Origin of the sequence: Mesorhizobium sp. M1163 (genome assembly GCF_040318415.1) — a bacterium.
Classification (GTDB): domain Bacteria; phylum Pseudomonadota; class Alphaproteobacteria; order Rhizobiales; family Rhizobiaceae; genus Mesorhizobium.
In genome coordinates this window covers 32,515-56,721 of sequence record NZ_JAMYMF010000012.1, presented here as the reverse complement: position 1 = coordinate 56,721, position 24,207 = coordinate 32,515, and the positions used below count along the sequence as shown (strand labels likewise).

Here is a 24,207-nt window from a genome sequence, read left to right as displayed (position 1 = left end):
TTGTCAATTCCGCTTAAGCTAATGAATGGGGAACGATTGATGAAGGCCCGCAGAACAAATTCGCGCGAGAAGATCCTCGCCGCCGCCGCCGACGTGGCGCGCGAGACGGGTCCCGGCAGCCTGTCGCTGGATGCGGTCGCCAGCCGTGCCGGCGTGTCGAAGGGTGGTCTTCTCTACAATTTCCCGACCAAGGCGAAATTGATGCAGGCGCTGGTGGAGGATTACCTCAGCGCGTTCCAACAGGCGCTTGAGGCCGCCCGCACCAACGGCGTCAGCGGCGAGAGCCCGCTTGCGGCCTATGTCAGGCTTTCGGCCGAGCATGCCGAGGAGTCGAAACCGTCGGCATCCTGGATATTTTCGGCGATTGCCGAGGATCCCGATTTCCTGACGCCGATAAAATCGTTCAGGCGGCAAGTGTTCGAGCGGCTGAAGCAGGAGACGCCGAATCTCAAGGCGCTGCTGGTCTGCTATCTCGCCATCGAAGGGCTTCGCAGCATGAACCTGTTCGGTTCGGACATTCTCTCCGCCGACGAGCGCCGGCTGCTGATATCGACCCTGCTTGAGATCGCGGAATAGATCCGGACCCCCCGTCCAGCACTATCTACTCCAATCTCAAAGTGCCCTGCTGTCACACAGGCTTCATTGTGCCGACCTAGCGTCCTCCCATTCTTTGCTGCAATGCAAGAGGAGTGGGGTATGGTCGATATTGTTTCCAGCGAAGCAGGAATTCCAAGGCCGGAGCATCCGCTCGACCGGCCGAACAGCACCGGCAAATGGTTTCTGCCGGCCTTCGCCGTCATCATCCTGGGCGGCCTTGCCTATGTCGGCTACGCGCTCAGCCAGGACCTGACCAGCACCGTCGCGGTGCCGTGGATCCTGCTTGGCCTGGCGCTGCTGATCGCGCTCGGCTTCGAATTCGTCAACGGTTTTCACGACACCGCCAATGCGGTGGCAACGGTGATCTACACCCATTCCATGCCGGCCGAGCTTGCAGTGATGTGGTCCGGCTTTTTCAACTTCCTCGGCGTGCTCACCGCCAGCGGGGCGGTCGCCTTCGGCATCATTTCGCTGCTGCCGGTCGAACTGATCCTTCAGGTCGGATCAAGCTCCGGGCTGGCCATGGTCTTCGCGCTGCTGGTCGCAGCGATCATGTGGAATCTCGGAACCTGGTATCTCGGCCTGCCTGCCTCGAGCTCGCACACGCTGATCGGTTCGATCATCGGCGTCGGCCTCGCCAACCAGTTCACGGCGCCGGCCGGTTCCATCACCAGCGGCATCGACTGGTCGCAGGCAAGCAATGTCGGCCTGTCGCTTCTGATCTCGCCGCTGGTCGGGTTTTGCCTGGCTGGGCTGCTGCTTCTGGTGATGAAGCTGCTGGTCAGGAACCGCGAGCTTTACGAGGCGCCGAAGTCGAGCGCTCCGCCGCCGCTGTGGATCCGGGCGCTGCTCATCTTCACCTGCACCGGCGTCAGCTTTGCCCACGGCTCCAATGACGGGCAAAAGGGCATGGGCCTCATCATGCTCATCCTGATCGGCGTGGTGCCGACCGCCTTCGCGCTCAACCGCACACCGGACGTGAACTATCTCGAAGCTTACAAGTCCGCAGCGACGCAGGTCGAAACGGTACTCGGCAAATACGTCAAGCCCGGCGTCGCCGTGACCGACGCGGCAACCGTGGTCGGTGACGCCGTTCGCACCAAGACCTGGAAGGACGAGACCACGCCTGCCCTGCAGAGCTTCATCCACGACACTAGCGCAATGTTGTCGCCCTATCCGTCCGTGGAAAAGCTGCCGACAACGCTGGTCAGCAACGCCCGCAACAACATCTATCTTATCGGTGAAGCGCTGAAACTGATCGACAAGAAGAAGCTGCTGCCGATGGAGGTCGACGACCTGAAGGCGGTGACGACCTATCACAAGGCGGTCGACAACGCGACGAAGTTCATCCCGCTCTGGGTCAAGGTCGCCATCGCGCTGGCGCTCGGCCTCGGCACCATGGTCGGCTGGAAGCGCATCGTCGTCACCGTCGGCGAGAAGATCGGCAAAAGCCATCTGACCTACGGCCAGGGTGCGTCCGCAGAGCTTGTTGCAATGGCGACCATCGCATCGGCCGACTATCTCGGCCTGCCGGTCTCGACCACCCATGTGCTGTCGTCGGGCGTTGCCGGCACCATGGCGGCGAACGGCTCGGGCCTGCAATGGTCGACAGTGCGCAACATGCTGATGGCCTGGATACTGACCCTTCCGGTCTCCATCTGTCTTGCCTTCGTGCTGTTCGTCATCTTCCGCCAGATATTCTGAGCGGGGATAGGACTTGGCCAGAATGTCGCGGCGCCGGCTCCGGCGCCGCCCGGATCCTGAACGTGCATTGTCTCGGCGGCGGCCATGAATGACGCATCGCATCTGACATTGCTTCCGCGGACGACCAGCATCATGCCCCCGGGCTGGTCTGGGCCTATCATGCCGCTCCCGGCAAAGCTCCCGAATCGCTGGCGCCCCGGGACATAGAGGCCGCGCTGGCCTCACTGGACGGCTGGGTCTGGCTGCATGTCGACCTTGTCGACCGGCGCGCCCATTCCTGGGTCAGCCATGCCTGCGCGCTGCCGGCGTCGGCTCATGCAATCCTCGAAGGACATGAGGACAGCCTGGTGCTGGCGCATGAGAATGGGGTCGTCCACGGCATTTCCGCCGACCTGCATGGCGAGATCGCCCATCAGTCGACGACCATCGGCAGATTGCATTTTGCGGTCTCGGAGCGGCTGCTGGTCACCGGCCGCCGCCATCCGCTGGCGGCGGTGGAGGAAGTGCACACCGCCCTTGCCGCGGGGCTGCGGCCCGCCACAGCATTCGAGCTGTTCGAAACGCTGGTCATGGCTTTTTGCAAGACCACCAGCCTGCGGCTCGCCGCGGCGACGAAGCGGCTCGATGCGGTCGAGGACCATCTCGTGACCGAGCGGCTTGCCGACGAAAGACGACAGCTGAAGGATGTGCGCCGCCTTGCCGTATCCTTGCATCGGCCGATCTCGGCCCTGGCAGCACTTTTCCAGGATGAAGACCGTTCCGCCTGGAACCTTTCCGCCGGCGCACATGAAGTTCTGCGCCGGCTTGCTGCCCGCCTGGAACGGCTCGACCGCGAGGTCGTCATGATCAACGACCGGGCAAGGCTGCTGCAGGAGGAGCTTGCGGCCGAGCTTGCCGACGAATCGAACCGCAGCCTCAAGGCGCTGGCAGTGATGAGCGCACTGCTTTTGCCGGGCACCCTGATCGTCGGCATATTCGGCATGAACACCGGCGGGCTGCCATTCACCGACAGCCCCAGCGGCTTCATCCTGGCGATGCTGCTCGCGGTCGGCGCGACCGGCCTGTTCTACTGGCTTTTGCTGCGCGCCGGCGCCAAACTGCGGTTCTGAGGCCGACTAATGGCGGCGTTCGTTCGCCTGTATGCAAAGTACGGGCTGGCACGTCGAAACCACGCCGTCCCGCCTTCCGAAAATCGGTTCCGATTTTCGGGCCGATGCGCTAGAGCCTTTCGGGATTGAACCGTGCCTTTAACCCGGAAAGGCTCCCGCCGCTGCCCATGCCCCATCTTCCCGAGCATCTTCTCACCGGCTACCGCAATTTCATGAGTGGCCGCTATCTCACCGAAAGCGGGCGTTATCGCGCACTGGCCCGGGAAGGCCAGGCACCGGAAACTATGATCGTCGCGTGCTGCGATTCCCGCGCCGCGCCCGAAGCGATCTTCGATGCTGGGCCGGGCGAACTGTTCGTGCTGCGCAATGTCGGCAATCTGGTGCCGCCCTATGCGCCCGACGATCAGTTCCACTCGACATCGGCAGCGCTCGAATTTGCCGTGCAGAGCCTCAAGGTCAAGAACATCGTGGTGATGGGCCACGGCCGCTGCGGCGGCATCCGCGCGGCACTCGACACCACGGCCGCGCCGTTGTCGCCGGGTGATTTCATCGGCAAATGGATGAGCCTGATCGCGCCGGCGGCCGAGACCGTATCGTCCAGCACCTTCATGACCGCGACCGAGCGCCAGACCGCGCTGGAGCGCATATCGATCCGATATTCCATCGCCAATCTGCGTACCTTCCCTTGCGTCTCGATCCTCGAAGGCAAGGGGCGGCTATCGCTGCACGGCGCCTGGTTCGATATTTCGACCGGTGAGCTTTGGGTGATGAACAAGGAGACCGGCGATTTCGAGCGGCCGGAGACGGAGTAGGAGACAAGGGCATGGTGCGAATTCCGGTCGCGTTCGCGGCGGCAGCACTGCTGTGCTCGGCAGATTTCGCCCGCGCCGACGACAGCGCGATCATCGACCGCTGGTATTCGGCACTGCTCGTCGCCGACCGCACCGAATTGTCGGACCTGCTCGCCGACGACGTCCGCATCAAGCTCGACGACCTCGGCGTCGTGCAAAGCAAGCAGGAATTCATCGCTTCGATCGCCGAGTGGCAAGGCGCCGTCGCCGGCGCCGAAATCCGCCACCGGATCGAGAAGACCGAGGGCGGCGTCACCACTGTGATCGCCTGCTATGATTTTCCCAGCAACGACATGCTGATGCAGGAGACCTTTGCGGTCGCCAACGACCAGATCACCGCCAGTTCGCAAGCCGCGATCGCGGAAAACTGCGACGGCTACTGAGGAAATCATGAACGGGGCGTGCTGTTGCGTGGAGCCGGCCGGCGCCTTACATCGGTGACGATCCGCCTCCTCCCGCCATCCAGCGAAAGTTTGCCCATGCCGTCCGCCGTCGACCTCGCCGCCCATCCGCTGACTGAATGGCAAGGGCCGCTCGGCCTGCCCGATTTCACGCGCATCGGCGACGGTGATTTTTCTCCGGTGTTCGACGCCGCCCTGAAGACGCATGAGGCCGAGATCGAGGCGATTGCCGGCAACACCGGGACGCCGACCATCGACAATACACTTGCCGCGCTCGAACTCGCCGGCGAGGCTCTCGACCATGTCTCGTCGATCTTCTGGTGCCGCGCTGGCGCCCACACCAACGAGGCAATCCAGGCGCTGGAGCGCGACATTTCGCCGAAGATGTCGCGGCATTTCTCGGCGATCTCGATGAACGAGCGCCTCTTTGCCCGCATCGACGATCTCTATCAACGCCGCGAGACTCTGAAGCTCGATGCCGAAACGCTGCGCGTACTGGAAAAGACCTGGAAAAACTTCGTCCGCTCCGGTGCCAAGCTCGACGCCGAAGGCAAGAAGCGGCTGGCGTCGATCAACGAGGAATTGTCGTCGCTCGGCACCAATTTCGGCCAGAACCTGCTTGCCGACGAGCGCGACTGGGCGCTGTTCCTCGACGAGGCTGACCTTGCCGGCCTGCCGGAATTCCTGAAAAGCTCGATGGCGGAAGCCGCCGAGATGCGCGGCCAGAAGGGCCGCTACGCCGTCACCTTGTCGCGTTCGATCTACGAGCCGTTCTCGACCTTCTCAGAACGCCGAGACCTGCGCGAGACGGCGTTCCGCGCCTTCATCATGCGTGGCCAGAATGGCGGCGCCACCGACAACACGGACGTAGTGCGCGACATGCTGCGCCTGCGCGCCGAAAAGGCGAAGCTGCTCGGCTACGAATCATATGCCGCGTTGAAGCTCGACGACACAATGGCCAAGACGCCGGAGGCGGTGCATACGCTGCTCGACCCGGTTTGGAAAAAGGCATTGGAGAAGGCCGCCGCCGACCAGGCCGAATTGCAGCGGCTGGCGGCCGAGGCCGGCAGCAATGAAAAATTCGCCGCCTGGGACTGGCGCTTCTATCAGGAGAAGCTGCGCGCCGAGAAATTCGCTTTCGACGAGGCCGAACTGAAGCCGTATCTGCAGCTCGACCGCATCATCGACGCCTGTTTCGACGTGGCGACACGATTGTTCGGCATTTCTTTCGAGGAAAAGAAGGGCATTGCCACCTGGCATCCGGACGCACGTGTTTTCGTCGTGAAGAATGCCGACGGCAGCGAGCGCGGCCTTTTCCTCGCCGATTATTTCGCGCGACCCTCGAAACGCTCCGGCGCTTGGATGAGTGCACTCAAATCCGGCTATAAGCTTGGTCCTGGCTCGAAGCCGGTCATCTACAATATCATGAATTTCGCCAAGCCGCCGGCCGGCGAGGCCGCCTTGCTGTCGGTCGATGAAGCCAAGACGCTGTTCCACGAATTCGGTCATGCCCTGCACGGTATGCTGACCGACGTCACCTGGCCATCGGTCGCTGGCACCTCGGTCAGCCGCGATTTCGTCGAGCTGCCCTCGCAGCTCTACGAACACTGGCTGACGGTACCGGCGGTGCTGGAAAAACATGCGCTGCATGTCAAGACCGGCAAGCCGATGCCAAAGGCGCTGGTCGACAAGATGCTGGCGGCGCGCACCTTCGGCGCCGGCTTCGCCACGGTCGAGTTCACCGCCTCGGCCTTGGTCGACATGGCCTACCATGCGCGCCCGGAGGCGCCGCAAGAGCCGCTTCGTTTCGAAGCCGAAACGCTCGAAAGGCTCAATATCCCGGACACCATCGCGATGCGTCACCGCACTCCGCATTTCGGCCATATCTTTGCCGGCGATGGCTATTCGGCCGGCTATTATTCCTACATGTGGTCGGAAGTGCTCGACGCCGACGCCTTCGCCGCCTTCGAGGAAGCAGGCGATCCGTTCAACCCGGCGCTGGCCGAGCGGCTGCGCAAGAACATCTACGCCGCCGGCGGCTCGAAGGACCCCGAAGAACTCTACACCGCCTTCCGCGGCAAGATGCCTTCACCGGAAGCAATGATGGCCAAGCGCGGACTGGTCTAAGCCTTGCCCGGCCCTTCTCGGGCCGGCTCGGCCTCACCGGCCGCGGCTGTCTCGTTGAGGAAGCCGGCGATCCGCTCCGCCGTCTTGGTCGTGGCAAAGGAGAGCAATCGGCCGCGATGGACCACGGGCTCGCCGCTCTCATTGTCCCAGATATCGAACCGGCAGCTTGGGTTCGCTATGGCTTCGAAGCGGTCCTTCATATCGACAGCTCCGGTCATGGTGTCGCCACGGGTGCCAGAGATTGAGCGGTGCGCCCGACGGTACTCGCGCCTTGCTGCGTTTGCGTGAAGCAGACGCCGCGCTGCAGCATCGGCAGGATTGCCGCCGGCACGTCGGCAACAAGACATGCCGTCGACACGTGGCCGCTGAGAAACCCCGCCTCCTCGAGATGATCGAGCAGGTCGAGCCAGGGCGACCAGAAACCGAAGAAGTCGGCGACCAGGATCGGCTTGTCGTGCCGGTCGAGCTTGCGCCAGGTCATCACTTCGGCCAGTTCCTCGATGGTGCCGATTCCGCCCGGCAGCGCTACAAATGCATCCGCATAGTCGAACATCAGCCGCTTGCGCATGTGCATGTCCGGAACCGCTATGATTTGGGCGACGCCGCGCGGCATCCGCATCCGCTCCAGAAGGAAGTGCGGCGCAATCGCGATCACCTCGCCGCCGGCGTCTGCCGCCGCGGAAGCCACGGCGCCCATCAACCCTTCACCGCCGCCGCCATAGACGAGGCGGATGCCGGCACTGCCGATTTCGCGGCCCAGCGCCGCGGCCGCTTGCGCGAGGCGCCGGTCGTTGCCGGCGCGGGCGCCGCCGAACACGCAGACGGTGCCGATACGGGTCTGCGTCGGATAGAGCAGCCCCTTCAGGGAAGGCGCATCGTCGTCATTGAAAATTCCGAACATGGCTCTGTCTCCATTTGGCTTCAGTTGAACGATGGTCCTGCGGGCGCGGCTCTAGTCGCCCTGCCCCGCCGCGGCGGAACGGGTTGGTGGGCTTTCGCCGGCGTCGGCAAACAGCAGAAGGTCGGCCCTCGCCCACAGCGCGTAGCAGGCGAGCAATGTCAGCGGCGCGGTGACAAGGGCGGGTGAGGCCCCCGACCACACTTCAGGCACGGCGGAGCCGGCCGAAAGGGCTGCCGCCGATGCCGCAGGCAGGCGGCTGGCCAACACTGCGCTGCGGAACGGATCGGGCTACCTGGCCGGCCAACCGGGCACAATCATGCCGGACACGGCGCTGCCGAATTTTCCCAACGCATGCAGCAGTCCGGCAGTCGCAGCCAGCACCGGTTGGCCGAGCAGGAACAGCGCTACGCCGAGCCCGATCGCGCCGAGCCCCGACAGGAGATCGGCGCGCCGGTTAAGCGCCGGATCGGGGACATCGCGGCCAGCCCAGGCGCGGTGATAGACTTCGCCGCTGCAGAAGAAGATCGACGTCGCCAGCGTCAACGCCACGGCGCTGCCGCTGCCGGCAAAATAGTCGAACAGGGTGCCGGCACCCCATTCAGGGCCGGTGGCGAGCTGCATCGCCACGCCCATTGCCAGCCCCAGCGCGTTGCCAAGATTGTAGTAGCCGCCCGGACCGGAAATGCGCGCCCGGATGGCAGCCGCAAATCGCGACACCGCCCGGGCGGTCCGACTGGGGCCGGCAGATTTCGGTTTTAAGTCGATAATCGACGGCTCGAAGGAGAGGCGATCGACCAGCCCGGAGGCATCACGCCAGCTGGCCGGCGCGTCGTTCCAGATTGAAAGCGCGAAATGCCGGCCGAACGGCGCACGGTCGTTGTCGAATTGCATTGGATCCTCCTTTTCAGCTGCGGTGGCATTTGACGGCACGATGAGCGGGCGTTTGCTACGGGCGGTCATGGCGAGACGAGCCCCACGGCCATGACCAATGCGACGGTGGACAGGATGAGCCCGGAGATGAGATCGAAGATGCGCAGGCTGGCACGGCTGCGCAGCAGCGGCGCCACGAGGCCGCCGCCGAGCGCATAGCCGTAACAGCCGAGCGCCGACATCAGGATCAGCGTCACCATGAATTCGAGCTGCGTACCACTCGCAGCGAAAGACTGGCCGAACGCCGCCGGCACGAACAGCCGCTCGACGTAGGTCAGCGGGTTCATCCCGACCACGCCCATGACGCGGGCTACGCAGGAGCGGCTGGTCTCGGCCTTGCCGGAGCGGTCCTCGGCCTCGCCGACGGCCAATGCTGCACGAAAGGATTTCACCGCAAACCAGGAGACCGCCGCCAGGCCAAGCCAGGAGAGCGCCGTTCCGAGTGAGGGATCGAGGCCGGCGATCGAGCTGCCGAGCATATAGGAGATGGCGATCAGGGCGACATAGGTCGCCCACACCAGGCTCGCCACGAACATCACCCGCCCGCGCAGCAAGCCTTCCCTGATCATCATCAGGTTGTTCGGCCCTATCGAGGCCATGCCGAGCGCAAGCCCAGCCTGGAATCCGCTCGCGTCGGCAAAGCTCATGGAGCTCCCTCCAGCGATGATATGACGGGATCGGCCGGATTCGCCGGCCCGGGCGAGGTGACGAGATAGAGGATGGTGCCGAGCATCATCATCGCGCCGAGAGCCCCCATGGGCGAGATCCGCTCACCGAGAAAAAGGGCGGCGCCAGTCGCGCCGAACAGGCTTTCGGCGCTGACGATCACCGCTGCGTGGCTGGCAGAGGTAAAGCGCTGGGCAACGGTCTGGATGCCGAAGCCGGCGGCAGTCGAGAACACGCCGAGCGCAAGCAGTTGCGGCCAGGCATCGAGTGCCGTCGCGACCGACAAATTGCCATGCGAGAGGGCTAGCGGCAGGGTGACCGCCGCAGTGCCGAGGAACTGCGCCGCCATGGTGGCAAACGGGCGCCCATGGGTTTGCATGTGGCGGCCGAGCTCGACCGTCCACAATGCATAGCATGCGGCCGACAGCACCACCGTCGTGTCGCTGCCATTGAAGCCGGCGATGCCGCCAGACAATAGCAGCGCGCCGATCAGGGTCATGCCGGCGGCAAACCCGACCGTCGCGGTCAGCCGCTCCCCGACCAGAACCCACGCTGCAACCGGCGTCATCACGGTCGCGGTGACTGATCAGGAAGCTGGCATTGGTGACCGAGGTGCCGAGATAGGCAATCTGCTGCAGAACGATCGAAATGGCGAATAGCGCGCCGACCCTTGCCAAGCTGGCGCGAAAACCTTTGGTCTTCGCTACCCGGCTTTCTCCAATCATCAGCGGCAGCACCAGAAGTCCGGCGATCAGGCAGCGCATGCCGGCCACGCTCAGCGGGTCGAGATATCCGAGCACAGTCTTCTGCGAGACATTGCCGAAACCCCACAAAGCGGCGGCAAGCAGGAGAAGCAGGTTGGCGTGAAGCTTCGACATCGGCTCTTCCCCCTAGAGCCGATTGCAGGCATGTGCCGGTTCAAGTCGTTTGCGGGGGGCCTGGCGGGCTTCGGCCGGCATGCCCTGAAGACGCGCTGAAGCTGCGCTTACAGACTGCCGGTGATGCTGTGTGCCGGCCGCGCTGAGAACCTTTGGAACCGCTCTGCGCGCTCGGTCCGGCGTCGCGGATTTTGTCTCGAAGTGCTGAAGTAGCCGCCATTTCAAATCCCCGCCGCCTGACCGATGGACACAGGCGAACGGCCTGCGGCAATCGACTTTTATCGACGGGGTGAGGTTCCGATAACGTGGCTTACGGATGGCTTACGGGGCGTTTTTCGAGGTGGTCATGGTGCCGAAGCGACGCTCAGCGCAGCAAGGTTAGGGGGTCGTTCGGAAGGTTGGAGAAGGAGGCAACGCCCTCTGGCCTGCCGGACGAGCGACCTGAGAGGCTGATCTTTGCCGCCCGATGCCTAACGCGTTCGTAAACGCCGGTCGATGGCCGCAAGTCGCGAGCGGCCTTCTCTCGGCGTCGCGAAATCGCCCCTGCCCGAGTAAGCTTGCGCAAGCGGAACAGCGCCCAAGGCCGCTGTCTTCGGCATGCAACCAGGCAAGGGGATTCGAAAAATCCGCTGGTGGAGCTGAGGAGGATCGAACTCCTGACCTCGTCATTGCGAACGACGCGCTCTCCCAGCTGAGCTACAGCCCCGTCCAGCGGATGGGGCTTTTATCGGCCGCTGCGGTTTCCTGTCAAGACTGCGCTTGCTGCCGAAATGCCGTTCGGCCGCTCGTCCGGCTTTGCCATGCGGCGGAAGGCGGCTCTTGCCGCTTTCACCTACAGTGGCTACATGTCGGCAACAATCGGAGACCGGCATGATCGCCCTAATTCAGACCATTGTCATGGCGCTTGACCTTTACTGGTGGATCATCATCGCCTCGGCGATATTTTCCTGGCTCTACGCCTTCAACGTCGTCAACTCGCGCAACCAGTTCGTCGACACCATCAGCAACATGCTCTATCGGCTGACCGAGCCGGCGCTGCGGCCGATCCGCCGCTTCATGCCAGATCTCGGGGGCATCGACATCTCGCCGATCATCCTGCTGCTGATCCTGTTCTTCATCCGGCAGTTCCTGCTCACCACCGTGCTTTCGCTGGTCGTCTGAGTTCAGGCGTCCCATGAGCGCGCCGTTCCGCACGCGCGCCGACGGCATCGACCTGTTCGTCCGGCTGACGCCGAAATCAGCGATGGACAGGCTGGAAGGCATCGAGACATCGGCGGATGGGCGAAGCTATTTAAAAGCCCGTGTCCGCGCCGTGCCGGAAAACGGCGTCGCCAATCGAGCGCTGGAAAGGCTGGTGGCCAAGGCTCTTGACGTACCCGCATCAGCCGTTTCGGTCGTCACCGGCGGCACCGCGCGGCTGAAGACGCTGCGCGTGCTTGGCGATCCCGCGGCGCTGACCAAACGCATCGATACGCTGGGCACGCCTACGCCATGATCTCGGTTCGCTCACTTACCCTCGCAGAAAAAAGGCCGGGCTGCAAAGCCCGGCCAGATGTGAAGGTCGAAAACCTTCAGAGGGGAACGCGCCGGACGAATGGGAGGAAACATCCGACGCGGATTGCATATGGGTTGGCGTCGACGACGTTTCAATGAGGTCGGGGGAACCACCTTCGCGGTCAGGCTTTTAAACATTTCGACTATCTGATCAGCAGCTCGACGAGGCCGATCCGTCCTATCGCGACCGATGCGGCAGGACACCCACCGCAACCCGACCGGAAAAGCTCAATATGACCGCTACTCGAGTTCTATTCTTCGACGTTCTGGGAACCGTCGTTGACTGGCGCAGCGGTATTGCAAGGGAGGCTGGCGCCTTCCTCGCGCGAAATGGTGCACAGCAGGTCGATCCCGGTGAATTCGCCGATGCGTGGGCGTCGCGCTATGACGCCTCGACCGAGGCGGTGCGGACAGGGCACCGGCCTTTTGTTTCACTCGACGTGATCAACCGGGAGAATCTGGACGCAACTCTCGTCGTGTTCGGGCTAACCCCATCCGAGCTGCCGGCCGCCGAAGTTGAGGAACTCAATCTCGCCTGGCACCGGCTGGAGCCGTGGCCCGATTCGCTGAAAGGCCTTGCGAGGCTGAAGGAACGCTTCAGCATCGCGCCCTTGTCGGGAGGCAATACCCGGCTGTTACTGGATATGGCCAAGCGCTCGGGCCTGCCTTGGGACACCGTCCTTGGCTCGGATGTGTTCGGCACCTACAAGCCTGCGCCGCAGGCTTATCTCCGCGCAGTGGAGATTCTGGAGGTGCGACCTTCGGAGGCCGTGTTAGTCGCCGCGCATAATGACGACCTGGCCGCGGCACGAAGGTGCGGTATTGGAACCGCCTTTGTTGCTCGTCCAAAAGAGCATGGCCCGGGGCAGACGACCGATCTCTCGCCTCTTGAGAGCTGGGACTTTGTGGCCGACGACCTTGTCCATCTCGCCCAAGTTCTCCCGTAGGCCGAGGGCAGAAAACCTAAGCGATGTCGTCGCGGATGCAGGCCTTCAGATGGCCCTCGGCTGTCGCCCTCAGGGGCGGCACAGCCCCTGCGCAAGCCGCCAGCGCAAACGGACAACGGGTCCGGAAAACACAGCCCGACGGCGGGTTTGCCGGGCTGGGAATATCGCCCTTGAGCACTTGCCGGTCTTGCCTGGCCAGCGGATCGAGCGACGGAATGGCCGACAGCAGCGCGCGCGTGTAGGGATGCTGCGGCCGGGCATAGAGCGCGGCCGCCGGCGCGACCTCCATGATGCGCCCGAGATAGAGCACGATGACCGTGTCGCAGATGTACTCGACCACGGCCAGATCGTGCGAAATGAACAGCATGGTCAGGCCGAGCCGGAGCTGCAGGTCGCGCAACAAATTGATGATTTGCGCCTGGATCGAGACGTCGAGTGCCGAGACCGGCTCGTCGGCGACGATGAATTCCGGCTCGAGCGTCAGCGCCCGGGCGATGCCGATGCGCTGGCGCTGGCCGCCCGAGAATTCATGGGCGTAGCGATCATAGGCGTCGACCGGCAACTCGACCGCGGCAAGTGCCTTCTCGGCCTTCGCCCGCCGCTCGGATTTCCTGCCAATGCCTTGAATGTCCAAGCCTTCGGTGAGGATCTGCCCGATCGTCATGCGCGGCGACAGGCTGGCGAAGGGATCCTGGAAAATATACTGCATCTTGCGGCGCTGGCGGCGCAACTGGGCGGCACCCAGCCTGGTGATGTCGGTGCCGCCATAGCTGATCTGGCCGGATGTCGGCTCGATCAGACGCAGCACCGAGCGGCCGATCGTGGTCTTGCCGGAGCCGGATTCGCCGACCAGCCCGACCACCTGACCACGCCTGACCTCGAACGAAATATCCTCCAGTGCCCTGACGATGGGGCCGCGCGAAAACGCGGTCGGCGCAAAATGCTTGGTCAGGTTTTTGACCGAGAGGAAGGGAACGTCGGCCATCAAAGCTCCTCCCAGCGCAGGCAGCGGCTTTGCTGGGTCGGCGTCGCCGCAAACAATGGCGGCACCGCGGCGCGGCAGGCGGTGATAGCCATCGGGCAGCGCGGCGCGAAGGAACAGCCCTTGGGCAGCAAGGCGAGCGACGGAACATTTCCGGCAATGGTCGGCAGCGGCGTCCCCGCTATCTTCAGCGCCGTGGCCTCGCCGAGCCTCGGCACCGAGCGCATCAACCCCGCCGTATAGGGATGACGCGGGCGGGTGAACACTTCGCTCACCGGACCTGTTTCGACGATACGCCCGGCATACATCACCGCTACCCGGTCGGCAATTTCGGCTACGACGCCGAGATTGTGAGTGACGAACAGGATGCCCATGCCGCGCTGCGCCTGCAGCTCGGCCAAAAGATCGAGAATCTGGGCCTGGATTGTGACGTCCAGCGCGGTTGTCGGCTCATCGGCGATCAGCAAGCCTGGATCGCAGGACAGGGCCATGGCGATAGTGGCGCGCTGGCGCATCCCGCCCGACAGCTCGTGCGGATACTGTCGCGCCCGCCGCTTCGGATCGGGAATGCCGACCTGCTCCAGCAGCCGCACCGCGTCTGCTTCTGCCTCGCGATGCGATTTGCCGAGATGGATGCGGATCGGCTCGGCAATCTGCTCGCCGATCGTGTAGACCGGGTTGAGGCTGGCCATCGGCTCCTGGAACACCATGCCGATCTCGTTGCCGCGTATCTTGCGCAGCGACTCGGCATCGAGGCTGGTCAGCTCGGTGACCGTGCCGTTCTTGCGCCGCAGCGCGATCGACCCCTCAGCGATATGCCCGACCCTTTTCGGCAACAGGCCGATGATCGACAGGCTGGTGACGGATTTGCCGGATCCGGATTCGCCGACGAGCGCCACCGTCTCGCCGGAGCCGATCGTCAGGTCGACATCCGTTACCGCCGCGATGTCGCGCCCCGCAATGCGGAACACCGCGCGCAGGCCGGAAATCGAGAGTATCGGCGCGACACTCAGCGGAGCAGCCCCACGTCGCGAAGGATCATGTCGATCTTTGCGGTTTCCTCCCCGTTCAGACTGCGTTGCGGCCGCGCCATGGTGTTCGAGGCAATGATGCCGAGGCTCTTCATCGCTGCCTTGAAGGCGCCGACGCCGGCCGAGCCGGCGCTTGTCCTGCCGAGCGAGATCCAGACGATCTCGAACAGCTTTAACAGCCGCTCCTGCTCTAGCCGGGCTTCGGCATGCTGGCCGGCCTGCATCAGCTTCCACAGCCTGACATAGCCATGCGGGTCGACATTGGCGAGGCCCGGCACGACGCCATGCGCACCCATGGCCAGCACGCTGTCGACCAGGATCTCGGAGCCGGTCATGCCGAAGAACCCCGGGTCATCGGCCATGTCCTTGAGCACGTAACGCAGATTGCCGTCATCGCCGCTGGAATCCTTGATGCCCGCGATGGCGCCTTCCCTGGCGAGGCCGACCGTGGTCTTGCGCTCCAGCTTGATGTGAACGCAGACCGGGATGTCGTAGGCGATGACGGGAATGTCGATCGCATCCTTGATATAGCGGAAGTGGTCGCCGATCTCCGGCTGGCTGGTGCGGGTATAAAACGGCGCGGTGACGACGATGGCGTCGACGCCGGCCGATCTGGCGATGCGGGCGTGATTGATCACACGATCGGTCGTCGGGTCGATGACCCCGGCGAAGATCGGAACCCGGCCGTTATTGACCCTGACCGCGTGCTCGAGGATGGCCCTGCGGCCCGCCTCGTCGTGGAAGACCACCTCGCTGGTCGAGCCGAGCACGAACAGCCCGTGGACACCGCCGTCGAGCAGGTTCTCGATGGTGCGGGTGAACGAGGGAAAGTCGATGCTGAAATCGGCGTTGAGCGGGGTGACGACAGGTGGCACGACGCCGGTAAACAGGGGCATTTTGATGAACCTTCGAGGTCAGTTGAGATCGGAGCGAGGATCGAATGCATCGCGCAAGCCGTCGCCGATGAAATTGATGGCGAGCACGGTGAGCACCAGTGCGGCGCCCGGGAACATCCATTGCCAGGGGTAATTTTCCAGCACGACGGTGGAGCGGGCGAGATTGAGCATGTTGCCCCAGCTGGCTTCTGGCGGTGCGATGCCAAGGCCGAGAAAGGACAGGCCGGCCTCGAGCAGGATAGCGTTGGCGATCTGCAAGGTGGCGTAGACGACCAGGATATCGATGCAGTTGGGCAGGCCATGCCAGAACAGCAGATGCGGCAGCCCCGCGCCCATGCCGCGGGCCGCAACGACGAAATCGCGCTCGCGCAGTTCGAGCAGCCGGGCGCGCACCATGCGCGACAGCACCGGCCAGGAGAGCAGCGAGATCACCAGGATGGTCGGGGCGATGCCGGTGCCGGCAATCGAAGCCAGCACCAGCAGGAAGATCACCGGCGGCAGCGTCATCGCCAGGTCGACCAGGCGCATCACCGTGCCGTCGACGAGACGCCCGCCAAAGCTGGCGACGGCGCCGACCAGGAAGCCGATGACGGTCGAGATGGCAACCGAACAGATGGCAACCAGCAGTGAGATCCGCCCGCCTTGCAGCAACCGGGCCATGACATCACGCCCAACGCCATCGCTGCCCAGCCAATGAATGGCGGACGGCGCCTTGTTCATCGCCCTGAGGTCGATGGCGTTCGGGCCGAACGGCCACCACAGAGGATAGGTCGAAACCGCCAACAGGATCGGGATGACGATCAAAAGCCCGGCGCGTGCCGCTCGGTTTTCAAAAAAGCGGTCGAACGCGCGGCGAAGCGGGCCTTTGGTTTGCGGCACGGCTGTCGGGTCAACTGTAGGATCTGGCGCGGTGATTGCCATCATGCCACCTGAATGCGCGGGTCGACGACGGCATAGACGACGTCGGTCAAGAGGTTGACCAGGATGACGCAAACGCCGATCACCAGGGTAGCGCCCATGATCACCGGGTAATCGCGGGTGCCGACGGCGTTGACCAGAAGCAGTCCCATGCCCGGCCAGTTAAACACGCTTTCCAGGAAGATGGCGCCGCCGACGGCGATGCCGACGGTCGAGCCGATCAGGGTAATGACCGGCAAGAGCGCATTGCGGGTGGCGTGCTTGATGATCACCCAGAACTCGCGCACGCCCTTGGCGCGCGCCGTCCGCACGTAGTCCTGGTTGAGCACTTCCAGCAGCGAGGCGCGCATGTAACGCATGATCAGCGCGGCATGGCCGACGGACAGCAGGCAGGCGGGCAGGATGAGGTGCGCAAGCACATCCGTCGCCGAGAACGGCGCACCCGCGGTCTGCATGCCGCCGGACGGCGCCCAGCGCAGCAGCACCGAGAAGAAATAGAGACCGAGCAGCGCTGTCAGAAAAGCCGGGCTGGAGATACCGATAAACGACAGCACCGACAGCGCGATGTCGGATGGTTCGTTACGGCGCACCGCGCTGAAAATGCCGGCGGAAATGCCGAGCACGATGGCGATCGCCAGGCCCGTACCCATCAGCAGCGCCGTCGGGCCGATGCGTTCCATGACCAGTGGCAGCACGGCAACGCCGCTGCGCTGGATCGAATAGCCGAAGTCACCGCTCAGCGCCGCGCGCAGCCAGGCGAGATATTGCACGGGAAGCGGCCGATCGAGCCCGAGCCGTTCGCGCAGGCCCTCGAGGTCGGAAGCCGACATGGGGACCGACGGGTTGATATAGGCGTCGATCGGATCGCCCGGCGCCAGCCGCAGCAGGATGAAGATGAGGACGCTGAGCGCGACCAGCATCAGCAGTCCTGTGGCGCTGCGGCGGGCGATGAAGCTCAACATGGGCTTTCCGTGGCGGTGGCAGGCGGCGCCAAAGTGGTCCCGCCTGCTCGCTTGGTTGCGGGTTTCTTACTGGATGTCCCAGCGCTCGGGGTGAGCTGCGTAGGGGCCGCCGCCCGGCGCCGGCGTCCAGACGAAGTCATGCAGCTTGTTGGAGGCTACGCCATAGCGGTTGGCCACCCACAACGTCGCCCAGGGTAGCTCCTTGTTCATGACCTTGCAGACCCCCTGCCAGGATTGATCGAGCTTGGCCGGATCGGTTTGGCCTAGCGCGGCGTCCAATGCGGTGCTCAGATCGTCGAACTCGATGCGCATGGTGTTGAAGCCTGCCGGCGGAATCTGCGACTTGTTGAGGCCGGGATTGAGGCCGGCCGGGTTGGGGCCGTTCTGCAGGCCGGCATAGACCATCGGAAAGGCGTTCCAGTCCGGCGTGCCTTGCTTGTAGACGATGCCGTTGTAGGTCGGCGTATCGACGACCCGCGGCACCACATTGATGCCGACCTCGGCCAGCATCGACTGGACAGCGGCCATCACATTGGCCGCTTGCGGCGAGCCGTAATAGGTCAGCAAGGTGATCGGCTTGTCGCCGTTGATCTTGTCCCAGCCGGCCTCGCTCAGCAGCGCCTTGGCCTTTGCCGGATCGTAGGCATAGGGTTCGAGGCCTGCGGGAACGAGATGCGGCGCGACATAGCCGCAATTGGCTGGCTCGGCGGCACCGCCGTAGAGGCTGTCGATGATGGCGTTGCGATCGATCGCATACATAATCGCCTGGCGGACACGGATATCCCTAAACAGGTCGACCTTCTGGTTCAGGCCGATATAGTTGACCACATAGGAGGCACCTTCGATCACCTTGAAATTGCTGTCGCTCTTGAACGATGCCGCATCGTCGGGCTCGACATAGGTGAACTGGATCTCGCCGGCGCGGAGCGCGGCGACGGCCGCCGCCGGCGACTCGAAATAGCGGTTGATGAGCACGTCTACCTTCGGCTTGCCGCCGCGATAATCGTCATCGGCTGCCAGTTCGACATATTGGTCGGTCACGTAGCGCTTGAACTTGAACGGGCCGGTGCCGACTGGAGCGGTCGACCACCAGGTGCTTGTCGCCAGCGATTCCGGCGGCAGAGCGGCCAGGGCATGCTCCGGCAGGATCATCAGTTGCGAGAGGATGGATAGAAACGAGCCGTTTGGTTTCGATAGCTTCACCACTGCGGTGTGGTCATCCGGCGCATCGACCGAGGCGATGTTGGCGAGGCGGGCGGCAAACAGGCTGCCGGAGGCCTTGTTCTTGGCAAGCTCGAGGGTGAACTTGACGTCCTTCGAGGTGAACGGTTTGCCGTCATGCCAGGTCTCGTTGACCAGGTTGAATGTGTAGCTCAGCTGGTCGTCGCTGATCTTGTAGTCCTTGGCGAGGTCGCCTTCGATCTCGGTCAGCCCGGCATTGAAGATGACCAGCGGTTCGAAATAGGTGCTGAGCCAGGTGTAGCCGCCGGTCGCGACCAGCGGGTTGAAGTTCTTGGGAAAACCGCCGGGTCCGACGTCGAAGCCGCCCGTGATGGTCTTGGCGCTTTGTGCCTGGACACTGGTCAATGGGGCAATGCTGGCGAGCAGCAGCCCGGCGACTGAGAATGCGATGGTCCTGATGCGCATGGTTTCCTCCCTTGGCATATTCAGGTTGTTCTTCAGCTTGCTCGGTTTTTGGCGATAACCTGCTGGATCCCCCGGTAATGGTCGTCGAGCCGCCGACGCGCCTGGTCGACATCCTTGGCGGCGACAGCCTCGACGATCTCGTGATGGTCGCGCCATGTCGCCAGCGGCGTCGGATTATCGAGATTGGTGAAATTCGAGGCCTTGTTGAACGCCGTCCAGAAGATGTCGATCAGTGCGCTCAGCATGTGATTGTTCTGGCAGCGGAACAGCATCTGATGGAATTGCTGGTCCTCTTCGGCGAAGCTCTCATGGCGCTCGGCACGTTGCCGCATGCGCGCGGTCAGCTGGCGCAGCGCCTCGATGTCCTCGGCGCTGATCATCTCGATCGTCTTGGCGATGAGGCCGGTTTCCAACACGCGGCGGATTTCGCGCAGCTCTTCGACATCGCGCAGCGAATCCTGCAGGCCGTAGGCCAGGTTATCCAGCAGCGGCTTGAACGAGAACTCCTTGACGAACACGCCGATGCCGCGCCGCGTCTCCAGGATGCCGATCGATTCCAGCGCCTTGATCGCTTCGCGAACAGAGTTGCGGCCGACGCCGAGCCGCTGCGCCAGGAACGTCTCCGGCGGCAAGGGATCGCCTGCCTTGAGCTTGTTGCTTTCGATATAGGCCCTGAGGCTTTCCTGCACGGTGACGTAAAGGAGCGGCGGTCTGCTCAACGGTTCGATCGACTTCAGTTCCGCCATCCCACTGCTTTCATCATCCGCCGGATTACGCTGCCCGCCGCTTGTCGTATAGCCACTTGTAGGATATCCTGCAAGCCCATAGCAAACGTGCTGCTCCCGAATGAAGATAATCCTCGCCGGCTCGAGCCACTGGCACGCCGAAATGCACCTCGACGCCGCACGCTTTTACGGCGCGGAGATCGTCGGCATCTGGGACGAGGACCCTGGCCACGCACATGTGTTCGCCGCGCGTCATGACCTGCCGTTCATCGAAGATTTCACGGAGATGCTCTCCAGCCCGCGGGACGTGATCCTGTTGATGGGGCACCCTTCGACGGTGCCGGCGCGGGCACGTGCGATCATCGCGGCAGGGATATCGCTGATCCTGGAGAAGCCGGCGGCCAGCCATACGAGAGAACTGATAGCCTTGCGCGACCTTGTCAGGCAGCGCCGGGCCTTTGTCGCTGTGCCCCTGCCCAACCGTTTCGGCCCGGCCGTTGCCGCCTTTGAACGCCTGCGCCGGCAAGGCCGCGCCGGCCGGGTGGCGCATTGCCAGTTCCGGCTGGTCAATGGCCCGCCGCAACGCTACATCGCCGACGGTGTCGCGTGGGTCGTCGACCCAGCGGTTGGCGGCGGCGGTGCTTTGAGGAACCTCGGCATACACGGCGTCGACGCCGCACTCAGCCTCGCAACCGGCAAGCTCGGCCTGAAAACCGTTTCGATCACGAATCGCATTCACCCCGGCCCGGTCGATGACCATGCGCTGCTGGTGCTGAAAGACGAGGCCGGCGCGCTGTTCATCGTCGAGGCCGGTTACACCTTTGCCTCGATGCGCCCCGGAGGCGATTTCGAGTGGCGCATCGTCAGTGCCAATGCGACCTTGGTCGATCATGGCGACCGTGCCATCTGCGCCACGCTCGACGATGCAGCAATCGTCGATTTGCCGGTCGAACTGCCGGCAACGCGCTATCGTCTGTTCATGCGCGATACGCTTGACCGGCTGGCCAGAAAGGCGCCTCCGCCGGTGTCCATCGAGGATTATGTTGCGGCGATGTCTCTGATCGACGCCGCTTATGAAAAGGCAGGATCATGATTGGAATAGGAATTATCGGCGCCGGCGATTTCGGCGCAGCCCATGCGCGGGCAATCCGTGAGGTGGGAGGCATTCGTCTCGTCGCCGCCTCTCGTGGAAATGCCGATGCGCTGCAGCGCTTCACCGCCGAATATGGCGGCTGCGGCTACACTGATTGGCGCAAGCTGCTGGACGACAAGGAGGTCGACGCGGTCCTCATTGCCACCCCGCACCATCTCCATGCCGAAATGGCCATCGGCGCAGCAAACGCCGGCAAGCACATCCTGCTCGAAAAGCCGATGGCGCCGACGGCGGCTGCCTGCGACGCGATCAACGCCGCCGTAACCGATAGCGGCGTCAAGCTGATGGTCGCCCATCTCATGCATTTCGCCCTGCCCTGCATGGCAGCCAGGCAGAAGCTGGAGCAAGGAGAGCTCGGCCGGCCGCTCATCGGATCGAGCTGGATCATCAAGCTATGGATGGAGCACAATCGCCGCGACTGGCATCTGCGCAAGTCGACCGGCGGCGGCATGCTGTTGACGGCCGGCATCCACGCGCTCGACCGCCTAGTCTGGCTGATGGATGACGATGTCGTGTCGGTGAGCGGCATGCTCGGCGCCAAGTTCCATGACCAGGAAGCAGACGACAGCGCCTTGCTTGGGCTGCGCTTCGCCGGCGGCGGCATCGGCCAGATGCAGAGCATCGGCTACCGCACCGGCGCTACCACCTACGCCATGGATCTGGTCTGCGAGCAGGGAACGCTGCGCATCGACATGGATCGCGGCACGATGCTTGGACGCGATACGGTCTGGACCGAGTTGCCCGGTTCATTCGAACCGAGCTGGATGCACAACGCGCTGGTGCGCGAATGGAGCGCGATGCGCGATGCCATTGCCGACGACACGCCGGTGCCGGTCGACGGTCTCTATGCACGCAAGATCATCGGCATTATCGAGGCTGCCTTCGCGTCGAACGAAACCCGCCACGAACACGAGATCGCCGGTGCACGCTGACCTCGACGACCATCTGGCCCGCTTGCCCGCACACGCACCGCGCGGCGTCTGGGGCGCGGTGATGCTGGCCATCGACGATCGCGGAGCGATCGACTGGCAGGCGACGGAAGAGACGATCGCGCGGCTTTGCGCGTCAGGCGTCGACGGCGTCTATTCCAATGGCACGGCCTGCGAATTCCATTGCCAGACCGAGCCCGAATTCGACCGGCTTTGTGGGCTGGTCGCCGCAACAGCCGGCGGCGCGCGCCTTCCTTTCCAGATCGGCATCAGCCAGTCCAATCCGCGCGTCGCACTGGAGCGGCTGACGCGGGTCTCGGCGTTTGGCCCGGCGGCGGTGCAATTCACACTGCCCGACTGGTGGCCGCCCAGCGACGACGAGGTCATGCGTTTTGTCGGCGGCCTCTGCGAGGCCGCGCCCGAAACGCCGCTGGTGCTCTACAACCCGCCGCACGCCAAGCGTCGCCTGACACTCGAAGGCATCGCCCGGCTGCGCGCGGCCGTGCCGTCGCTGGTCGGCGCCAAACTGCCGGGCGGTGACGCCGACTGGTATGCCGACATGCGTCGCAAACTGGACGGATTCTCCGTCTTCGTCCCCGGCCACACGCTGGCGACAGGCTATGTTGGAGAGGCTCATGGCAGCTATTCCAACGTTGCCTGCCTCAACCCGAAGGGTGCGGTACAGTGGTGGCAGATGATCCGCACCGACATGGCCGCCGCTGCCGAGGTCGAGGCCCGCATACAGGCCTTCCTCGCCGCACATGTCCTACCGTTTCGCACCCGTTACAATGTCAGCGATGCAGCGCTCGACAAGGTGATGGCGGCGGCCGGCGGCTGGGCGCCGCTCGGCCCGCGACTGCTCTGGCCCTACAGCTCCGTTCCCGATCAGGAAATCCCGACGCTGGCCAGGGCCGCTCACGCGGCTTTCCCGGAATGGTGGTAGGATCCGTCAGCCAAGGTGCGTGACGACGGCGGCTCTTCAGCACTCGGCTCGCAGGCCCGGTATCGCGCGTGACACAAACGTCCCCGATGCAGGGGCATCTGCCTCGCGCCGTGCCAGTGAGTTGCGCAGCAGTGCGATCGCCTCGCGGCCGGCAGTCGCAATCTCGCGCGGCCTGTCGACGCCGACGATCATGAACTCCTTGATCCCCAAAGCGGCGTAGGAAAGCAGCGACAGCGCGACCTGCGCCGGCGGCCCGGCAAGTTCGACCGCCTTCTGGCAGGAAGCGGCAGGTTTGTCTGCCGAACGGATTCGGACGGGAAGCGCGAAACGCAGCTTGCCGGCCCGACCGTGTTCGGCGGCAGCGCCGCGCACGCGCTCCATTGACTGTCGGATTTCTGCAAGCGAGCCGGGCGCCAGCTCGAACACATCCGCATGCCTGCCCGCGACCCTGAGCGCCGTGCCCGACTGTCCGCCCATGCGGATGGTCACGTCGGCACCATGCAGCCCCTTGCGCGGCACATAGCCGCCGTTGACGCTGTAAAAGGCGCCTTCATGGTCGAACGGCCTGTCGTTCGACCACAACCGCTTCAGCAGCACCAGATATTCGTCGATGCGTTGCCAGACCACCGTATGGCCGGCCGGACGTGCCTCGGCATCGTCGTCGCTCAGCGGCTCGCTGAGCATCCTGAGCGACAGCCGGCCACGGCTTCTCGCGTCGAGGGCAGCGAGCTGCCGCGCCGCCACGGTTGGTTCGATCACGCCTGCCCAATGGGTGAGCACGACCTCGAGGGAGGAGGTCCGGTCCAGCGTCTGGGCGGCAAGGTCCATATTGGTCAGCAGCCCGGCCTGGTCGTCGATGACGATCTTCTGGAATCCGGCATCCTCGATCAGCGACAGCTTCGTCGCGGTCTCGACAAAGTCGTAGAAAAAGCTGGCGTCGGCAGCGTGGATCTTACCGGGAACATGCGTGAACTCGATCGGCATTGCCATCTCCTCCATCACGTTGAATCAGGGCACGCAAAAGCGCACCGGCATTCGGTTCATTCAACTCCGGAATTTCTGCAAACGGCAGGCCGCTATCCCGAGCAAGCCTCGACGATCAGAGCCTTACTAATCAGGGGATCAGCCCCAGTACCACTGCCCCGGTGAATACGAACGCAAGGGCAAAGACGAGATAGGCGAAAGCGCCGGCATAGGCCGGCCGCCACACCTGGTCGGAACCCAGCCTTTGGCCTTTGCGGGCAGTCTGAGCGTTCTGGCTATAGGACATATCAACCTCCGTCTCGGCGCTTAATCTATAAAATCAGTAGACTTTGTCGAGTGCTATTTTCGCGCGATCTTTAGAACAATTTTCCC

The 24,207-nt window shown here is 63.8% G+C and carries 27 protein-coding genes, 1 tRNA gene and 1 pseudogene; 12 read left to right on the top strand and 17 right to left on the bottom strand.

From position 1 onward, the window contains the following. Positions 1-39 precede the first annotated feature (39 nt). The 6 genes from NKH43_RS13825 (at position 40) to NKH43_RS13800 (ending at position 6,789) form a co-directional block, all read left to right on the top strand. A complete protein-coding gene (locus NKH43_RS13825; protein WP_352858662.1) occupies positions 40-576 on the top strand; it encodes a TetR/AcrR family transcriptional regulator in 537 nt (178 codons plus the stop codon). 120 nt (positions 577-696) lie between these two features. Further along, entirely contained in the window at positions 697-2,301 is a 1,605-nt protein-coding gene (locus tag NKH43_RS13820) for an inorganic phosphate transporter (protein ID WP_352641292.1), read from the top strand. A 95-nt stretch (positions 2,302-2,396) separates the two neighbouring features. Next, complete coding sequence (locus tag NKH43_RS13815) at positions 2,397-3,410, top strand: transporter (protein ID WP_352858727.1); 1,014 nt, start codon at positions 2,397-2,399, stop codon at positions 3,408-3,410. Between the two features lie 167 nt (positions 3,411-3,577). After that, the gene (locus NKH43_RS13810) at positions 3,578-4,222 is read left to right on the top strand and encodes a carbonic anhydrase (protein WP_023721324.1); all 645 of its coding nucleotides are present in this window, start codon (positions 3,578-3,580) and stop codon (positions 4,220-4,222) included. 11 nt (positions 4,223-4,233) lie between these two features. After that, positions 4,234-4,644 carry a hypothetical protein gene (locus NKH43_RS13805; protein ID WP_023721325.1) on the top strand — a complete coding sequence of 137 codons (411 nt, stop codon included), beginning with the start codon at positions 4,234-4,236 and terminating at the stop codon, positions 4,642-4,644. A gap of 90 nt (positions 4,645-4,734) precedes the next feature. Then, a complete protein-coding gene (locus NKH43_RS13800; RefSeq protein WP_352858726.1) occupies positions 4,735-6,789 on the top strand; it encodes a M3 family metallopeptidase in 2,055 nt (684 codons plus the stop codon). Here the strand turns inward: NKH43_RS13800 and NKH43_RS13795 are convergent. The 8 genes and pseudogenes from NKH43_RS13795 to NKH43_RS13760 form a co-directional block, all read right to left on the bottom strand. Then, the gene (locus NKH43_RS13795) at positions 6,786-7,007 is read right to left on the bottom strand and encodes a hypothetical protein (RefSeq protein WP_023721327.1); all 222 of its coding nucleotides are present in this window, start codon (positions 7,005-7,007) and stop codon (positions 6,786-6,788) included. The genes NKH43_RS13800 and NKH43_RS13795 overlap by 4 nt on opposite strands. Next, the gene (locus NKH43_RS13790; RefSeq protein ID WP_352858661.1) at positions 7,004-7,690 is read right to left on the bottom strand and encodes an LOG family protein; all 687 of its coding nucleotides are present in this window, start codon (positions 7,688-7,690) and stop codon (positions 7,004-7,006) included. Before NKH43_RS13790 ends, NKH43_RS13795 begins: the two co-directional genes overlap by 4 nt. Positions 7,691-7,741: 51 nt before the next feature. Then, positions 7,742-7,957, bottom strand: a complete 216-nt coding sequence (locus NKH43_RS13785; RefSeq protein ID WP_352515619.1) for a hypothetical protein — start codon at positions 7,955-7,957, stop codon at positions 7,742-7,744. 21 nt (positions 7,958-7,978) lie between these two features. Continuing rightward, entirely contained in the window at positions 7,979-8,581 is a 603-nt protein-coding gene (locus NKH43_RS13780) for a hypothetical protein (RefSeq protein ID WP_352494099.1), read from the bottom strand. Positions 8,582-8,646: 65 nt separating this feature from the next. Continuing rightward, positions 8,647-9,267, bottom strand: coding sequence for a LysE family transporter (locus NKH43_RS13775; protein ID WP_352858660.1), 621 nt, complete (start codon positions 9,265-9,267; stop codon positions 8,647-8,649). After that, the gene (locus NKH43_RS13770) at positions 9,264-9,854 is read right to left on the bottom strand and encodes a DMT family transporter (RefSeq protein ID WP_352858659.1); all 591 of its coding nucleotides are present in this window, start codon (positions 9,852-9,854) and stop codon (positions 9,264-9,266) included. The genes NKH43_RS13775 and NKH43_RS13770 overlap by 4 nt, the downstream gene beginning before the upstream one ends. A 73-nt stretch (positions 9,855-9,927) precedes the next feature. After that, positions 9,928-10,164, bottom strand: a pseudogene (locus NKH43_RS13765) (EamA family transporter); the annotation flags it as partial. Between the two features lie 630 nt (positions 10,165-10,794). Further along, a tRNA-Ala gene (locus NKH43_RS13760) sits at positions 10,795-10,870 on the bottom strand. 164 nt (positions 10,871-11,034) lie between these two features. Here NKH43_RS13760 and NKH43_RS13755 point away from each other — a divergent pair. The 3 genes from NKH43_RS13755 (at position 11,035) to NKH43_RS13745 (ending at position 12,665) form a co-directional block, all read left to right on the top strand. Then, positions 11,035-11,325 carry a YggT family protein gene (locus tag NKH43_RS13755; RefSeq protein ID WP_023678162.1) on the top strand — a complete coding sequence of 97 codons (291 nt, stop codon included), beginning with the start codon at positions 11,035-11,037 and terminating at the stop codon, positions 11,323-11,325. 13 nt (positions 11,326-11,338) lie between these two features. Continuing rightward, positions 11,339-11,659, top strand: coding sequence for a DUF167 family protein (locus tag NKH43_RS13750; RefSeq protein ID WP_352858657.1), 321 nt, complete (start codon positions 11,339-11,341; stop codon positions 11,657-11,659). 292 nt (positions 11,660-11,951) lie between these two features. After that, positions 11,952-12,665, top strand: coding sequence for a haloacid dehalogenase type II (locus tag NKH43_RS13745; protein WP_352858656.1), 714 nt, complete (start codon positions 11,952-11,954; stop codon positions 12,663-12,665). Positions 12,666-12,681: 16 nt separating this feature from the next. Here the strand turns inward: NKH43_RS13745 and NKH43_RS13740 are convergent, their stop codons facing one another. The 7 genes from NKH43_RS13740 to NKH43_RS13710 form a co-directional block, all read right to left on the bottom strand. Further along, positions 12,682-13,650, bottom strand: coding sequence for an ABC transporter ATP-binding protein (locus NKH43_RS13740; protein ID WP_352858654.1), 969 nt, complete (start codon positions 13,648-13,650; stop codon positions 12,682-12,684). After that, positions 13,650-14,660, bottom strand: coding sequence for an ABC transporter ATP-binding protein (locus tag NKH43_RS13735; RefSeq protein ID WP_352481116.1), 1,011 nt, complete (start codon positions 14,658-14,660; stop codon positions 13,650-13,652). Before NKH43_RS13735 ends, NKH43_RS13740 begins: the two co-directional genes overlap by 1 nt. After that, positions 14,657-15,574 (bottom strand): dihydrodipicolinate synthase family protein, encoded by a 918-nt coding sequence (locus tag NKH43_RS13730; RefSeq protein ID WP_352858653.1) that lies wholly within the window; start codon positions 15,572-15,574, stop codon positions 14,657-14,659. The genes NKH43_RS13735 and NKH43_RS13730 overlap by 4 nt, the downstream gene beginning before the upstream one ends. Positions 15,575-15,592: 18 nt before the next feature. Beyond that, the gene (locus tag NKH43_RS13725; RefSeq protein WP_502906478.1) at positions 15,593-16,498 is read right to left on the bottom strand and encodes an ABC transporter permease; all 906 of its coding nucleotides are present in this window, start codon (positions 16,496-16,498) and stop codon (positions 15,593-15,595) included. After that, positions 16,495-17,454: an ABC transporter permease gene (locus NKH43_RS13720; protein ID WP_352858651.1), complete on the bottom strand. Its 960-nt coding sequence runs from the start codon at positions 17,452-17,454 to the stop codon at positions 16,495-16,497. The genes NKH43_RS13725 and NKH43_RS13720 overlap by 4 nt, the downstream gene beginning before the upstream one ends. A gap of 66 nt (positions 17,455-17,520) precedes the next feature. Further along, positions 17,521-19,101, bottom strand: a complete 1,581-nt coding sequence (locus NKH43_RS13715) for an ABC transporter substrate-binding protein (RefSeq protein ID WP_352858650.1) — start codon at positions 19,099-19,101, stop codon at positions 17,521-17,523. Positions 19,102-19,133: 32 nt separating this feature from the next. Beyond that, positions 19,134-19,847, bottom strand: a complete 714-nt coding sequence (locus NKH43_RS13710) for a FadR/GntR family transcriptional regulator (RefSeq protein WP_352858648.1) — start codon at positions 19,845-19,847, stop codon at positions 19,134-19,136. A gap of 100 nt (positions 19,848-19,947) precedes the next feature. Here NKH43_RS13710 and NKH43_RS13705 point away from each other — a divergent pair, with 100 nt between their 5' ends. The 3 genes from NKH43_RS13705 to NKH43_RS13695 are packed head-to-tail and all read left to right on the top strand — an operon-like array spanning position 19,948 to position 22,851. Then, positions 19,948-20,919 carry a Gfo/Idh/MocA family protein gene (locus tag NKH43_RS13705; protein ID WP_352858646.1) on the top strand — a complete coding sequence of 324 codons (972 nt, stop codon included), beginning with the start codon at positions 19,948-19,950 and terminating at the stop codon, positions 20,917-20,919. Next, on the top strand, positions 20,916-21,911 hold the full coding sequence (locus tag NKH43_RS13700) for a Gfo/Idh/MocA family protein (protein ID WP_352858645.1): 996 nt from the start codon (positions 20,916-20,918) through the stop codon (positions 21,909-21,911). Before NKH43_RS13705 ends, NKH43_RS13700 begins: the two co-directional genes overlap by 4 nt. Then, the gene (locus NKH43_RS13695; RefSeq protein ID WP_352858643.1) at positions 21,901-22,851 is read left to right on the top strand and encodes a dihydrodipicolinate synthase family protein; all 951 of its coding nucleotides are present in this window, start codon (positions 21,901-21,903) and stop codon (positions 22,849-22,851) included. The genes NKH43_RS13700 and NKH43_RS13695 overlap by 11 nt, the downstream gene beginning before the upstream one ends. A gap of 36 nt (positions 22,852-22,887) precedes the next feature. On the opposite strand, the gene NKH43_RS13690 is transcribed toward NKH43_RS13695, so the two are convergent. Continuing rightward, positions 22,888-23,835 carry an LLM class flavin-dependent oxidoreductase gene (locus NKH43_RS13690; protein WP_352858641.1) on the bottom strand — a complete coding sequence of 316 codons (948 nt, stop codon included), beginning with the start codon at positions 23,833-23,835 and terminating at the stop codon, positions 22,888-22,890. Between the two features lie 130 nt (positions 23,836-23,965). Beyond that, complete coding sequence (locus tag NKH43_RS13685; protein ID WP_023678176.1) at positions 23,966-24,121, bottom strand: hypothetical protein; 156 nt, start codon at positions 24,119-24,121, stop codon at positions 23,966-23,968. Positions 24,122-24,207 lie beyond the last annotated feature (86 nt).